The organism is Schaalia sp. lx-100, assembly GCF_021083625.1.
In the GTDB taxonomy this organism is placed as follows: domain Bacteria; phylum Actinomycetota; class Actinomycetes; order Actinomycetales; family Actinomycetaceae; genus Pauljensenia.
Genome location: NZ_JAJNRP010000002.1, coordinates 148372 through 162899, shown reverse-complemented (window position 1 = coordinate 162899; position 14528 = coordinate 148372). Strand labels below are relative to the sequence as shown.

13 protein-coding genes are annotated in these 14528 nt (G+C 48.6%); all 13 read right to left on the bottom strand.

What is annotated here, in order from left to right; translation table 11 throughout:
• Nucleotides 1-74: 74 nt before the first annotated feature.
• The 13 genes from dnaE to LRP54_RS02115 all read right to left on the bottom strand — a co-directional run bounded on the left by dnaE (nucleotide 75) and on the right by LRP54_RS02115 (nucleotide 14508).
• Complete coding sequence (gene dnaE / locus LRP54_RS02175; protein ID WP_231234806.1) at nucleotides 75-3620, bottom strand: DNA polymerase III subunit alpha; 3546 nt, start codon at nucleotides 3618-3620, stop codon at nucleotides 75-77.
• A 9-nt stretch (nucleotides 3621-3629) separates the two neighbouring features.
• Nucleotides 3630-4133 carry a GNAT family N-acetyltransferase gene (locus tag LRP54_RS02170; protein WP_231234805.1) on the bottom strand — a complete coding sequence of 168 codons (504 nt, stop codon included), beginning with the start codon at nucleotides 4131-4133 and terminating at the stop codon, nucleotides 3630-3632.
• Nucleotides 4134-4225: 92 nt separating this feature from the next.
• Nucleotides 4226-5140 (bottom strand): RluA family pseudouridine synthase, encoded by a 915-nt coding sequence (locus tag LRP54_RS02165; RefSeq protein WP_231234804.1) that lies wholly within the window; start codon nucleotides 5138-5140, stop codon nucleotides 4226-4228.
• Nucleotides 5141-5145: 5 nt separating this feature from the next.
• A complete protein-coding gene (lspA, locus tag LRP54_RS02160) occupies nucleotides 5146-5682 on the bottom strand; it encodes a signal peptidase II (protein ID WP_231234803.1) in 537 nt (178 codons plus the stop codon).
• A gap of 82 nt (nucleotides 5683-5764) precedes the next feature.
• The gene (locus LRP54_RS02155) at nucleotides 5765-6409 is read right to left on the bottom strand and encodes a DivIVA domain-containing protein (RefSeq protein ID WP_231234802.1); all 645 of its coding nucleotides are present in this window, start codon (nucleotides 6407-6409) and stop codon (nucleotides 5765-5767) included.
• A gap of 159 nt (nucleotides 6410-6568) precedes the next feature.
• Nucleotides 6569-6877, bottom strand: a complete 309-nt coding sequence (locus LRP54_RS02150; RefSeq protein WP_331274734.1) for a YggT family protein — start codon at nucleotides 6875-6877, stop codon at nucleotides 6569-6571.
• Nucleotides 6878-6880: 3 nt separating this feature from the next.
• Nucleotides 6881-7351 carry a cell division protein SepF gene (locus tag LRP54_RS02145; RefSeq protein ID WP_231204709.1) on the bottom strand — a complete coding sequence of 157 codons (471 nt, stop codon included), beginning with the start codon at nucleotides 7349-7351 and terminating at the stop codon, nucleotides 6881-6883.
• A gap of 14 nt (nucleotides 7352-7365) precedes the next feature.
• Nucleotides 7366-8202: a polyphenol oxidase family protein gene (locus LRP54_RS02140; protein ID WP_231234801.1), complete on the bottom strand. Its 837-nt coding sequence runs from the start codon at nucleotides 8200-8202 to the stop codon at nucleotides 7366-7368.
• Nucleotides 8199-9476, bottom strand: a complete 1278-nt coding sequence (gene ftsZ, locus LRP54_RS02135; protein WP_231234800.1) for a cell division protein FtsZ — start codon at nucleotides 9474-9476, stop codon at nucleotides 8199-8201. Before ftsZ ends, LRP54_RS02140 begins: the two co-directional genes overlap by 4 nt.
• Nucleotides 9477-9619: 143 nt before the next feature.
• Nucleotides 9620-10771: a cell division protein FtsQ/DivIB gene (locus LRP54_RS02130; protein WP_231234799.1), complete on the bottom strand. Its 1152-nt coding sequence runs from the start codon at nucleotides 10769-10771 to the stop codon at nucleotides 9620-9622.
• Nucleotides 10768-12096: a UDP-N-acetylmuramate--L-alanine ligase gene (murC, locus tag LRP54_RS02125; protein ID WP_231234878.1), complete on the bottom strand. Its 1329-nt coding sequence runs from the start codon at nucleotides 12094-12096 to the stop codon at nucleotides 10768-10770. The genes LRP54_RS02130 and murC overlap by 4 nt, the downstream gene beginning before the upstream one ends.
• 34 nt (nucleotides 12097-12130) lie before the next feature.
• Entirely contained in the window at nucleotides 12131-13246 is a 1116-nt protein-coding gene (gene murG, locus LRP54_RS02120; protein WP_231234798.1) for an undecaprenyldiphospho-muramoylpentapeptide beta-N-acetylglucosaminyltransferase, read from the bottom strand.
• Entirely contained in the window at nucleotides 13243-14508 is a 1266-nt protein-coding gene (locus tag LRP54_RS02115; protein WP_231234797.1) for an FtsW/RodA/SpoVE family cell cycle protein, read from the bottom strand. Before LRP54_RS02115 ends, murG begins: the two co-directional genes overlap by 4 nt.
• Nucleotides 14509-14528: the final 20 nt, after the last annotated feature.

Below are 14528 nucleotides of genomic sequence, written 5' to 3'. Positions count from 1 at the left end.
GCCGCATAATGAGCAGCCACACCTAAAGAACAACAGATCACTATAGGTAAGTAAAGACTACAAATAAAAGCAGACTAATCCTGCACAACCCCATCAACCCCAACAATTGCTTTCACTTGCGAGAAAAAGGCCGAAGATTGGGAAACCCGCAGCTTTGAATCCAATTCAACAATCGTAGTCCGCCCTGGCTCCGTCACATACAGTTGCACAGGGGAAGCTCCAGGAAAATCCTCCAAAACTTCACGCAAACGTGTCAAAACCTCAGCCGTGCATCGAGTAGCTGGCAACGTGAGTTTCAACGGCGTATCAGTATCCTCACGTAAATCAAGAATCGTCATCGACTGGCCATACACACTCACCTGATCGTCACGAACCGATGTACGCCCTTCAACCTGCACAATAATGTCAGGCACCAAATAGGACTGAATTGTCTCATATGCACGCGGGAAAAAGAGCACTTCAACAGAACCAGACAAATCCTCCACAACAGCAACAGCCCACGGATTACCCTGTTTTGTCACCTTTGTTTGAACAGAGGAAACCAAACCTGCCAAGCGTACTGTACGCTCCCCTATTGCCTCATCAGAGCCAACGATAGTCGCAATTTCTTGATCTTGATGTTGAGCCAAAGCAGCTTCAACACCACGTAAAGGATGGTCCGAAACATACAGGCCAAGCATTTCACGCTCTTCAGCAAGCTTTTGCCGCCGATCAAATTCAGGCACATCAGGAATTTCAATAGCAAGTCCCGCACCTTGCCCCTCATCTATCTGAGCCGCTCCAAAAAGATCAAATTGACCTATTGCTTCATTACGTTTCAGATCAATCACTGCATCAATTGCTTCATCGCAGCGTGAAAGTAAAGCGCGTCGCGTATAACCTAAAGAATCGAATGCCCCCGCACGGATAAGAGATTGAATAGTGCGTTTATTACACACCACTTGAGGCACTTTATCTAAGAAATCCTGGAATGAAGAAAAATTACCTTTTTCAGCACGTGTCTGAACAATTGCTTCTACGACATTTGCTCCCACGTTCTGAATTGCCGACAAGCCAAAACGAATATCCGCACCATCTGGAGCAAAAGTAGCCATCGAAGCATTAACATCCGGCTGCAAAACCGTAATCCCCTGATGACGACATTCAGCAAGATACAATGCTCGCCTATCTTTATTATCTTTCGTTGAGGTCAGCAACGCCGCCATATATTCAGTCACATAATTAGCTTTAAGATAAGCCGTCCAATACGACACCAAACCATAAGCAGCCGAATGCGCCTTATTGAAAGCATAATCAGAGAAAGGCACAAGAATATCCCACAAAGTCTGAATACACTCCATTGAATACCCTTGAGAAAGCATCCCTTGACTAAAAGGTTCAAATTCCTTGTCAAGAATTTCTTTCTTTTTCTTTCCCATTGCTCGGCGCAGCATATCCGCTTGCCCCAAAGAATAACCAGCAAGTTTCTGAGCAATCTGCATAACCTGCTCTTGGTAGACAATCAAACCAAATGTCGTCCCCAAAATATCGGCCAGAGGCTCAGCTAATTCAGCATGAATAGGTGTGATTTCCTGACGGCCATTCTTACGCAATGCATAATTCGTATGAGAATTTGCACCCATCGGACCAGGACGATACAAAGCACCTACAGCTGAAATATCTTCAAAGTTATCTGGCTTCATCAACTTGAGGAGATCACGCATCCCCCCGCCATCAAGCTGGAAAACACCAAGAGTTTCACCACGCCCGAGTAACTCATATGTTGGGCGATCATCCAAACCCAGACGATCAAGATCAGGAACTTCTTTCCCATTCAGTGAAATATTTTCTAACGCATCAGAAATCACCGTCAGGTTACGTAAACCCAAAAAGTCCATTTTCAACAGACCCAGAGTTTCACACGTGGGATAGTCGAATTGAGTGATGACAGCACCATCTTGAGGGCGCTTCATAATGGGAATAATATCCATCAGCGGATGAGAACTCATAATCACAGCGCAGGCATGAACACCCCATTGACGAGTAATTCCCTCTAAACCGCGCGCATATTCAACCACTTCATGAATATCAGGGTTTTCTTCGTAGAATTTACGAAATTCGCTCGCCTCAGGATACCGTTTATGTTCAGGATCAAAAATACCGGCAACAGTGATGTCTTTACCCATCACCGAAGGCGGCAGCGCTTTAGTGAGCTGCTCCCCGACTTTGAAATCTCGCCCCAAAATACGTGCTGAATCTTTCAGAGCCTGTTTCGTTTTAATAGTGCCATAAGTGACAACCTGACTAATTCGATCTTCACCGTACTTCCGCTTCACATATTCAATGACTTCATCACGACGACGTTCGTCGAAGTCAATATCAAAGTCAGGCATCGACACGCGTTCCGGATTCAAGAATCGTTCAAAAATCAGGCCGTGTTCTAAAGGATTCAGCTCAGTAATACGCATAGCGTAAGCAACCATTGACCCTGCACCAGAACCTCGTCCTGGACCTACACGAATTCCTTGTTCTTTCGCCCAGTTAATGTAATCAGCAACCGTAAGAAAATACCCCGGAAAGCCCATAGAAATAATGACATCTTCCTCATATTCAGCTTGCCGACGCACCTCCTCTGGCACACCTTGAGGGAAACGTAAACGCAAACCGCGTTCGACCTCTTTAATAAACCATGAAGTTTTGTCCTCACCTGCAGGAACCGGTGGATCAGGCATGTACGAAGCACCCTCACGTGTCGTACGAAATTCAACTTCACAGCGTTCAGCAATTTCTAAGGTCGCATCACATGCTTGCGGCAGCTCTTTCCAGATATCACGCATTTCTTCTGAGGAACGTATGTAATAGCCATCCCCATCAAATTTGAAACGATCCGGATCAGAAATACGTGAACCCGAGTTAATACACAGCAAAGCATCTTGGACACGACGATCTTCTTTTTTCACATAATGCGCGTCATTTGTAGCCACCAAAGGCGCATCCATCAGTTTCGCTAATTCAAGTAATTGTTTTTGTGTACGGCGTTCAAACTCTATCCCGTGATCCATGATTTCTACATAAAAATTCTCTGGACCAAAAATATCGCGTAATTCTGCGGCTTCACGCACCGCTTCATCCCATTGTCCCAAACGCATACGTGTTTGAACTGCACCCGAAGGGCACCCTGAAAAAACAATTAAACCCTCATGGTAGCGTTCCAGCAGTTCTTTATCGGCACGCGGCCATTTACCAAATTGCCCATCTAAAGAAGCATGAGAACCTAAACGAAAAAGGTTATGTACTCCCTGAGTTGAATAGGCAATCAAAGTCAAGTGATTGTATGCGCCACCAGCAGATACATCATCAGCGCGCTGCCAAGGTTCCCCCCACAGGATTTTTTGTCGATCAAAACGTGAAGTACCTGGAGTCACATAAGCTTCAAGGCCGATAATCGGCTGAATACCTGCAGCTTTTGCGGCAGCATAAAACTCATATGCACCAAAAAGATAACCGTGATCTGTTAGGCCGATAGCGGGCTGACCTAAACGAGCCGCCTCAGCCACCATTGGTTTGATCTTCGCGGCTCCGTCAAGCATCGAATACTCAGAATGATTATGTAAGTGAACAAAAGATTCCCGCGAAGCCATAACCTGATTTTAGCGTTCTTGAAGTGATGCGACCACGGCGATCATTTCTTTATGAGCAATCCCTGCTTCCTCAAAAACCTCATGAGTTGTGGGACGATACCCGTGTTTCTCGTAGAATTTTTCAGCCTGCACCTGCGCATCTAAAAGAATGTGAGCTTCCTGACCGATAGGAGTAAGCCGCGAGATGTGTTCATGAGCTGCGCGTAAAAGCTGTGACCCTTTGCCTTTTTTGCGCCAAGCATACTTCACAGCGAAACGTCCTAAACGATACCGGTTATTTGATAGTGGAACAATACGAATCGTTGCTATCACAGCGCATGGAGTGTCTTCACATACTTCATACCCCACTAAGTGAATCACATCTGAACGCAGATCATATGCGTCTATCTCAAGGATCATGGGAACATTTTGCTCACGGACAAATACTTCCCATCGCAACTCAGCCGCACCATCACGCAATACACGACTCGTTGCTTCTGTTGTTATGAACATGGATTTTCTGTCCTCATCCATTCATCATATTGTTGTCGAAGGTCAGTCAAACCAACATGTCACACAAGCAGCATACTCGACTGAGCAGCTTTTCCTCTTATGTCACAGGATCGTTAGGAGTGACGCATTATGTCAAGTGCCGCTTTCAGATCAGCAGGATATGGTGAACGAACTGTCACTGGTAAACCTGTACGTGGGTGCTGAAAAGTTAGTTCCACCGCGTGTAGCCACTGACGTTCCAGCATCAGCCGCTGCGCCTGTGTGGGATCTGCCCCATAGAAAACGTCACCAACACACGGGTGTCCAATGGCTGCCATATGAACACGTATCTGGTGGGTGCGTCCCGTTTCTAAGTGAATTTCTAGGAGTGAGGCTCCAGGTAACCATTCCAACGTGTCATAGTGTGTAATTGCTGGTTTACCCCCATCAATCACAGCCATACGCCATTCTCGTGAAGGATGACGACCAATAGGTGCATCAATTGTTCCCACTGATGGGTCAAGATGACCTGCAACGAGCGCATGATAAATCTTGGTGACACTACGCTCTTTGAAGGCACGTTTCATCACTGAATAGGCGACATCCGATTTTGCTACCATCATGGCACCTGAAGTACCAACATCTAAGCGATGAACAATCCCTTGACGTTCAGGTGGACCATAAGTGGTGATCCGATATCCTGCAGCTTCAAGATTTCCTAGCACTGTGGGTCCTGACCATCCTGGGCCTGTATGAGCGGCTGTCCCCACAGGTTTATCGACTACTACGATATCCTCGTCATCGTAAAGGATATTCATGCCGACCACCGGTGGCGGCGTGCTATCCGGTGCGGGCAGGGTCACCTCAATAATGTCTGTTGAGTTGAGGCGATGCGATTTCGATATACGCATACCATCAATCAAGACATCACCATTGTCAACGAGTTCAGCGCATTTGCTACGAGACATACCTAAAAGCCGCACTAAAGCAGCATCAACACGTTCCCCCATGAGGGCATCAGGTACAGGAAAATATCGAGTATTACTCATAGTCATCATGAAGCAGATGAGTCCACGCTTATTGTCGTGTCTGCATCTGTTTTGCCTATTTTTTGAGGGAGTTCGCGGCTAAAAATACTGAAAAGAACCAGGAAACAAGCGGCGAGGACAATCCAGATATCTGCGACGTTGCCGACAAAAAAACCACCGTAGTCAATAAAATCAACGACATGCCCTATTCCCAGTGCAGGTGGACGAAGTAAACGATCAAGCAGGTTACCGAAAGCGCCACCAACCAAGAGAGCAGCAAGTAGGGCATATACACGTGAACTTGTCCGCGTGATGTACACGCTCAAAGCAATAACAACAATCATGCTCACGAGTGTGAAAATCCACGTGCGATTTTGTCCTAGAGAGAAAGCAGCGCCGGAGTTATATGTGAGGTGTAATGACAAAAACCTTGGAATAAGTGTGAGCGTTCTATTGTCACTTAAAGCATGAAGTGCCCACAGCTTTGTCATCTGATCTGTTACAACAGCGCAGAAAGCAACAAAGAAAGCCAAAAAAATATGCCGCTGAGGGCGTGTAGTCATTATCTTCCTCCACTTGATGTGCCAGAGGCGGCGGCGCGAAACTGCGCCACCGCCTCTGGTCAGCTACACGTATGTAAAGTACTCAGGCTACGGTGCTGTTACTTACCTCAGCAAGTAAACCTTCGAGGTGTGAACGCAAGTTCGTGCGATATTCAGACTCGAATCCACGCAGCTCGTTGATCTTTTCTTCAAGTAAGCCACGTTCATGATCGAGTTGAGCCAAAATTGTTTGATGCTGATTTTGAGCATCAGCAACGATTTCGTCGCCCTTTGTACGTGCTTCGGAAATGATCCGTTCGGATTCTTCACGACCATCACGCACGTATTCATCATGTACACGCTGAGCCAGAGCAAGCATTGAAGTAGCAGATTCTGTATCAACCGGAGCTTGGACTGGTTCTGCAACAGAATGCTGTGTTGCACGAGCTTCTTCAAGGGCTGCCGTCAGTTCTGCGATACGACGCTCAGCAGCTTCAAGAGCCTCATCTGAAGCACCCGGAACCGAAGCCACAGAAACTGTTTCAGGAGCGTTACCTGACAGTTCTGCGATACGACGCTCAGCAGCTTCAAGTTTTTCTTTCAGATCTTGATTTTCAGTCTGAAGGGTGTAGATCGTCGATACAACCTCGTCGAGGAATTCATCAACCTCAACCTGATCGTAGCCTTCACGAAACTTCACGTACTGGAACTTCTTCGCGAGCACATCTTCAGTAGTGAGCAGGGCCATTCCTTTGCCTCTCTGTCTCTTGGATGTCGCGCATACGAATTTGCTCTTGCGTATGCGCTACGGGTGTATCGGCAGATAACCCGTCATGCACTTCATGAATATAATATCCGAAACGATGTCACATTATCATCATTGGTCACATCTCACATAATTTTGATGTCAGATGTACTGCAGATAAACAGCAAAACGCTGCGCAATAAGGACTATCAGCACAACAATGATGAATCCCATATCCACAGCGAAGCCCTGTCCTAATCGCAATGGCGGAATGTGACGCTGAAAAAATCGTATGGGCGGGTCCGTTATCCAAAAACACAAGTTAAATAACGGTAACAAGGTAAGGGGTGGTCGCCAACGTGGTTGAAAAACATTCACCCACTGGATGACCATACGCGCAACCAGAATCATCATATACACAGATGAAACAAGTGAGAGAAGCCACCCGACCCAATGAAAAAATAAAGTCACGTGTCAGCCCTGATTAAAGAGCATACTCCGACGAGGTGTACCACCAAAGTCGCCACTGACCTCCACTGTGCGCGGAGAAAGCAAGAAAACTCCCGGAGTCACTCGCTCAATGACACCATGTAACCCAAAGGTTAAACCTGCAGCAAAGTCAATCATGCGACGAGCTTCCTCATCGGACATTTTTGTCAGATTCAAAATAACTGGCAGCCCCTGACGGAAAGACTCTGCGATAGACAAAGCATCCGCATAGGAATCAGGATGCACTGTGACTATCCGAGAAAGCTGGGGAGCAGGAGAAGCCTCCGAGTATTTTTCAGAAACCTCATGAGTAGGGGTTTCATGTCGCACAGAAGGCAAAGGGGTCACTTCGGCAAAATCTTCAGCCGCAGCATAAAATTCTTGGTCGTCTTCCATGTTCTCTGGGGTATACCATCCGAGGAAACGACGAGCACGCGCCCCAAAAGGCTCTGTCATTCTTTTCTCCTTACCTATAAGTGTGCTGCTGCCATCGTAGTGGGGTATGAGCGTAAAACTGTTAAGACACGCGGAGAGTCATCAATATCACCAAAATAATAAGGACGAATAACCCCTATTTGACGTCCCGACTCAGGATTTCGACGGTGAGAATGACATGTGTCCTCCTCGATTGTGCAGATACCTTCAACAAAGATTTCTTGTATTCCGCACATCCGCATTTCTTCACACGCTGCCGCCTGTAAATTGATGGCAGGAGTTCCCCAGCTTGTTGTTGAGTAAGCTGCCGGATGGGTCATTACTGCCTGGTCACGCATTGATGCCGGCACCTCGTAACAAGAACCACAAGCTGATGGGCCAATGACGACACGCACATCTTCCATCTGGCATGATAGGTCACGCATCAGAGAAAGCGTGCGAGTCAAAATTCCTGATAAAAGTCCTCCTCGTCCCGCATGAACACAGGCAACGACAGAACCGCCACATGCTGACATGAGGATCGGCATACAGTCTGCGACCATAACTGCTGCAGCAGGCGCATTTTTCCACTCACGCGCGTCAATAATCATCGCGTCGGCCACAATTGGGCCGTATTCCATTGGATACGGGGAATCAGGTGCTCTCAATTTTGCTAGGTCATCATCACAGGTAAAAACGGCCACCTGATTCCCGTGCACTTGATTCATCCATATAATCGCGCGTCCAAGATCATCAGCTAAATGATGACGACGCTCATGCACTTTTTCCTCATTATCAGAAACATGAAGGCCGTAATTCGCCCGCAAAGGATCGGTGCCGTATCCCGCTCCAGTGAAGCAGTACACGGCACCACGTGTATCCACAGGGGTCATCGTAAGAAGTCTGGGATGTCAAGGTCTTCTGGACGTTCTTCCTCATCAAAGACACGAGGTACTTCCAGTGAGGCTTCTTCTTGAGGCCCCTCCGTCGGAACGTGACCGACATGTGATGCTGTCGGAATCGGAGGAAGGGGTGACTGTACAGAGGCGCGGCGAGTAGGAACTTCCACAGTCGCACGGTGAGCAGGTCGAGCAATTGGAACTTCACCTAATGATCGCTGCTGTACTTCAGGAACAGGAGGTGCAGAAGTCATTACTTGACGAGCAGCGGGGGTTGGTGCAGGAGTTGCTGAAGGCGCTGTAAAGTTTTCGTCCTGAGTGTCGGCTTCATCAAAACCTGCGGCAATGATTGTGACGCGGATTTCGTCGCCTAATGCATCATCGACCACGTTACCGAAAATAATATTGGCTTCCGGATGAACAGCTTCACGTACAAGCTGTGAGGCCTGAACGATTTCATGCAATCCAAGATCAGATCCGCCTTGGAAGAACATAAGGACACCGTGTGCGCCGTCAATAGAGGCTTCAAGCAGAGGCGATGATATAGCTGTTTCAACAGCTCGTAAAGCGCGATCTTCACCGGTTGCTGCACCAATACCCATCAGAGCAGAACCTGCATCCTTCATCACTGATTTCACATCGTTGAAGTCCACATTGATAAGGCCCGGGGTGGTAATCAGCTCAGTGATACCTTGAACACCAGAAAGAAGGACCTGATCGGCTGCACGGAAAGCTTCTAATACAGAGATTCCCGTATCTGAAATTTTCAACAAGCGATCATTGGGAATAACGATGAGGGTATCTACTTCTTCGCGTAGTGCATTCACACCCGCGTCAGCTTGCGCTGAGCGACGCTGCCCTTCAAAGGAGAACGGACGTGTCACAACACCAACTGTCAGCGCTCCACTTGCCCGCGCGATACGTGCCACCACGGGGGCTGCGCCGGTTCCTGTTCCACCGCCTTCACCGGCGGTCACAAAAACCATGTCAGCGCCTTCAAGTGATTCCGCAATTTCATCAACGTGATCCTGCGCAGCTTGACGACCCACGGTAGGATCGGCACCTGCACCCAGACCGTGTGTTAGCTCGCGTCCAATATCAAGTTTCGTATCTGCATCGGACATCAGAAGCGCTTGTGCATCCGTGTTGACAGCGATGAAGTCGACACCTTTTAAGCCTACTTCGATCATGCGGTTAACGGCATTGACACCGCCGCCACCGACACCGACGACCTTTATCACAGCTAGTTGATTCTGGAGTGCCGCCATGTGTCGTTCTCCTCACCCAATCCCAAACCTTCAACCTCAAGTAGAAGGTTGTTGTTTTTCCTGTATTCTGGCTGAAAGAAAATAGAGGTCAAAACAGCAATGAGCAAGTATGTGCTCGGGCGTGTCGAAACACTCGGACAAAACTAGCGAATCACAGGACGTGTAGGCGCTGAAACATCATAGGTAGCAGCCGAACGCTCCGCCACCAAAATAGCTAACACACGACTTTTCAGCTCCACAGCCTCATCTGTCCCCCACACCACCGATGCACCTGATGTCAATGTAAAAGTCACAAACATACCATCAGAGGACATAAGATCACATTGACTCTGCAGATCCGTACCCAAAGCAGTCCACGCATGATACAAAGCAGCAGCAGCCTGAGTACGTTCCCTCCCCTCCTCTTGAGGTAAAACAACGCGCGCAGTACCCTCAGCAGGAACACCCTGACCCCGCCGCAAAATAACACCCGACTCATCAACATGATTCCACGAAGAATCAAGCCTTTCCGATAAAACAACTTCACGAAGCGTCAAAACAATATCCAAACCCACAGGATAACGTCGCTTCACTTCCACATCTTTTACCTGCGGAAAAGAATGACGAATATGCTCAGCAATCGACGAAAGAGACAAACGAGTCAAAGGAACGCCATACCATTGCTCCACTGATTCAACGACAGCCACAGGCGACACAATCTCATCATCACTTCCCGTCACCTGTATCTGCTGTTGCTCTAAAGCAAATAAACGCGAAAAAAATACACCCCACACGCACAGCGCCACAGCAAGAACAGAGAAACATGCAACGATATAACGTCCCGCACGTAAACGACGACGAGCACGTCTTTTTTCTTCAAGCCGCGCAGTTGCAGAGGCAACAGGCGCTCCCTGAGCAACACCCATAAGTTCCACGGCGGCACGTGAACCAATAGGTCGACGAAGAACCTCACGTAAACGATGACGACGCCCCGATAATTTCACAGTACCTGAAACAGAATCCTCAGAAATACTCTGCCGCGCTTCCTCTTGTACTATGCGACGGTGCTGCAAAGACTTCTTACCCCTTTGACGGACAGACGCACCTACAGGTACAGAACGAGAAACAGAAGTATCCTCAGGAACACGGATACTCACATACGCAGATTGCTCAAGATCAGAAGAAACCGCCTCAGTAAAAACAGCTGAATCCTGTGACAGGCCCCCTGTTTTTTCCTGACCAGGCACAAACTCGCGCCCTTGAGTGTCCTGAGAACGTGAATCAGAAGAACGACGAGGACGAGGCGGAGTTTTCACTGCAACGACTCCCACTGACGCAGCGCATCACATGCGCATGAAGTAATATCACCCGCACCCATCAGTAACAAAACACCATTTTCGCCGGTTAAGTGAGCAGCAACACGCGTTGCTTCATGCATATCGCGTACCCATTGCGCCCCTTGAATATGACGGGAAATAATCGAAGAATCCACGCCCTCCACAGGATCTTCACGAGCAGCATAAATATCGGTGAGCACCACGTGATCCGCAGTTGATAAAGCCCGGGCGAAACGATCAGCAAAAGAAAGAGTACGAGAAAACAAATGAGGCTGAAAAACAACCGTGACAGGACCACCCTGCGCCACCATCCGCGCCTGAGCAAGAGCAGCCGCAACCTCCGTTGGATGATGCGCATAATCATCAAACAAACGCCGCGAACCTACCTGTCCGCGTAACTCAAAACGACGCGCAGTTCCCGTGAACGCACTAAGCGATTGAGCCATGACCTCAGGTAAAACACCGAGTTCACAGCCCACAGTCCAAGCTCCCACCGCATTTAACACATTATGTTCACCAAATAGCGGTAATGAAATACGCACAGAAATATCCACATAAGACACCCGCGCTTTCATCCCATCCGCTCCTACATGCACATCATGTATCTGCACATCTACAGGAATCAAACAACGCTCAGGACGACCATAGGTAAGTACACGGTGACGTTGAGAAGCAGCTTCAGCTAAACGAGCAGCACCGGCATCCTCTGCACAGCAGACAAGCAGGCCCCCCTCAACTAAACGATCAGCAAACTCAAGGAACACAGCCTCGAATTCTTCAGGACTGCCATAGCGATCCATATGATCCGGTTCCACATTCGTCACAAGCTCAATCACAGGAGCATAATTCAAAAATGACCCGTCAGACTCATCGGCTTCAGCAATGAAAATATCGCTTGCACCCACATGAGCTCCAGAACCGTAACGACCAATCACAGACCCCACTGCTGCGGAAGGATCATAACCGGCCTCAGCAAGCGCAACAGTCAACATACCTGATGTGGTTGTTTTCCCATGCGTACCCGCAACCGCAACAAAACGCATACCCTGCGATGCTAACTTCAACGCCTCAGAACGGTGAATAATGCGCTGCCCACGCTCACGAGCCACCCTATACTCAGGATTTGATTCACGTATTGCTGTTGATACGACCACCGTTGCATCCGCTGAAACCGCGTGCGCATCATGCCCACACCGCGCATCAATACCAAGTGAACGCAGACGCTCTAAAACAGGCGAATCGCTTCGATCACTGCCAGAAACCACAGCTCCTCCGGCTGCAAGAAGCTCAGCAATAACCGACATGCCAGCCCCGCCAATACCAATAAAATGGTAACGATCAGCCACGAGCCATCGCCTCCCCCATCACGAGATCTGCCAAACGAGTCGCCGCATCAGTCTTTCCGATATTCACAGAGGCACGTTTCATCTGATCTAAATGGTCAGAAAGCATTAAAGAGAAAACTTCTTCACGAACAAAATCCGCGTCCACACACGCATCCTCCACAAGGAGCGCGCCACCGCAAGCCACATGATCGGCAGCATTCAGGCGTTGCTCACCATTACCGATCGGCAGAGGCACATAAACACACGGCAAACCTAAAGCCGTCATTTCAGCCACCGTACCCGCACCACTGCGACACAGCACAAGATCAGCAACAGCGAGAGCATCCTCCATTGTCGAAAGGTAGTCATGCACCAACCAACGCGAAGAAACCCCGGCCTCTTGAACAGCGGTACGCACTGCTTCGTCTTTACCACGACCAGTCAGATGAATAACTTGAACATCCTCAGGTAAAAAACGCGCAGCCTGAGTCACAACCTCATTCAAATGAACAGCACCCAAAGAACCGCCTGTTACAAGCAGTGTTTTCATATCCGACGAAATACCTAAACGGGCAGCAGCTTGGAAGCGCCGATCCTGCAACTGATCGGGGTGACGACGAGCCTGCGCTAATTCACTAATCGCACTACGCAAAGGCAAACCTGTCACCGTCGTCATTCCTCGACGAGCCTGCAAAGGAGTAGATTCAAATGTTAAAGCCACGACACGCGCCCACTGCGCCCCTAAACGATTAGCCAAACCTGGACGCACATTTTGTTCATGAATAACCACTGGAACGCCACGTGAACGCGCCGCAAAGTACGCAGGCGTTGACACGTAGCCACCAAAACCTACAAGCACATCCACGCCTTCAAGGAGTTCTTCACAGCGCTTCACTGCTCGACGCAAACGTAACGGCAAAGTCATTAAAGCTGGCGTTGGTTTCCGAGGAAGGGGTACTTTCTCAATCGTTTCCAATGGAAAACCGTGCGCCGGGACAAGATCAGATTCTAAACCCTCCTGAGTTCCAAGAACGATCACTTCATTTCCGCCTTCACGCAACACATGACCTGTTGCGAGCAAAGGATTCACGTGACCTGCCGTACCGCCACCGGCTAAAAGGAATCTCATCGTACCTGCCTGCTTCGTTTCGTTACTTTATCCGCTGGCCGGCGTTTAGGAAGTACCCGAGGATCACGACCAGCAGAAGATTCATCGGGCCGTCCCCACCTTCCCATGCCTGCTTCATCTCGCGCGAATCCAGCAACAACGCCTAAAGCAAGAGCAGTGAAAAAGAATGAGGAACCACCATAGGATACCAACGGCAAGGGAACACCAATAACCGGACCGATTTTTGTTACTGAAAAAATATTAATAATGGCTTGAATTCCAATCCACGAGGCAATTCCCGCAGAACTCACCGCAACGAAAGGTGAAGTGGTTGTCATACACAACCGCACAAGCGCCCACACAAGAACAGCTATACATGCAAGAACAGACAGAGTACCTAAAAGCCCAAATTCTTCACCTAAAATAGCTAGGATGAAATCCGTATGACCTTCCTGAAGATAATTCCATTTTTCACGTGAAGCACCCGGACCTAAACCTGTTAAACCACCAGAACCCAAAGCCCACAGCGCGTGGTCAATCTGTTCTGGTGCAGAAAGGTTACGGACACTTTGACGCCACGGAAGAATATCAAGAACCCGTCGAATACGTGAAGGATTCATCGCAACTAAAAGAACCATGACCGGAATGCTGACAATCACGGCCCACCCGAACCATTTTGCTGGTAGCCGAGCAACCCATAATGCACCGACGCAGGAAACCATGACAACTAAAGCAGTTCCAAGATCACGGCCCAGCATGATGGAGCCAACAGCTGTAACAAAAGCAAGGCCCACCGTCGCAGCCATTTGTTTCCAGTCATGAAGACGAGCACCTGTACGGGTAACCAGACGTGCCAAAAAAATGATGATCGCAAGTTTCATAAATTCGGAAGGCTGTGCCTGCCCCAAAATCGGCAGGTAAATCCAGTTCCTGTTGCCGCCAACTTCCCTGCCAAGCGGCGTGAAAACCAAAAGCTGCGCCAGTAACGCAGCCACAAAAATAAACGGAGCACATTTATACCACCACCGGGGGTTAATCATGTGCACACAAGCCGCAAGCAGAGTAGAAATGACAATAATTCCAAGCTGGCGAAGAAAAGCAGAATACGGGCTTTCACCTTGCGAGATATGAAGAACCGCTGAGGCAGAAAAACCCATGACCAAGCCAAATAATGTCAATAAGGTAGCGGGAATAATGATGAGGTAATAGGTCACCACAGGATGAGCAGGAGGCCTTTCTTTGTTTCGATCTCCAAACTCAATTTTCGGTAGGCGAAAACGCATATCAGACCTCCCCTGCCCTT

Bases quoted from the DNA above. Each gene is read 5' to 3' on its own strand.
- ftsZ (WP_231234800.1), bottom strand. From the start codon at position 9,476: ATGGCGGCACTCCAGAATCAACTAGCTGTGATAAAGGTCGTCGGTGTC.
- murG (WP_231234798.1), bottom strand. From the start codon at position 13,246: ATGAGATTCCTTTTAGCCGGTGGCGGTACGGCAGGTCACGTGAATCCT.
- murC (WP_231234878.1), bottom strand. From the start codon at position 12,096: ATGTCGGTTATTGCTGAGCTTCTTGCAGCCGGAGGAGCTGTGGTTTCT.
- LRP54_RS02170 (WP_231234805.1), bottom strand. From the start codon at position 4,133: ATGGATGAGGACAGAAAATCCATGTTCATAACAACAGAAGCAACGAGT.
- dnaE (WP_231234806.1), bottom strand. From the start codon at position 3,620: ATGGCTTCGCGGGAATCTTTTGTTCACTTACATAATCATTCTGAGTAT.
- LRP54_RS02115 (WP_231234797.1), bottom strand. From the start codon at position 14,508: ATGCGTTTTCGCCTACCGAAAATTGAGTTTGGAGATCGAAACAAAGAA.
- LRP54_RS02165 (WP_231234804.1), bottom strand. From the start codon at position 5,140: ATGAGTAATACTCGATATTTTCCTGTACCTGATGCCCTCATGGGGGAA.
- LRP54_RS02140 (WP_231234801.1), bottom strand. From the start codon at position 8,202: ATGACCCCTGTGGATACACGTGGTGCCGTGTACTGCTTCACTGGAGCG.
- lspA (WP_231234803.1), bottom strand. From the start codon at position 5,682: ATGACTACACGCCCTCAGCGGCATATTTTTTTGGCTTTCTTTGTTGCT.
- LRP54_RS02145 (WP_231204709.1), bottom strand. From the start codon at position 7,351: ATGACAGAGCCTTTTGGGGCGCGTGCTCGTCGTTTCCTCGGATGGTAT.
- LRP54_RS02155 (WP_231234802.1), bottom strand. From the start codon at position 6,409: ATGGCCCTGCTCACTACTGAAGATGTGCTCGCGAAGAAGTTCCAGTAC.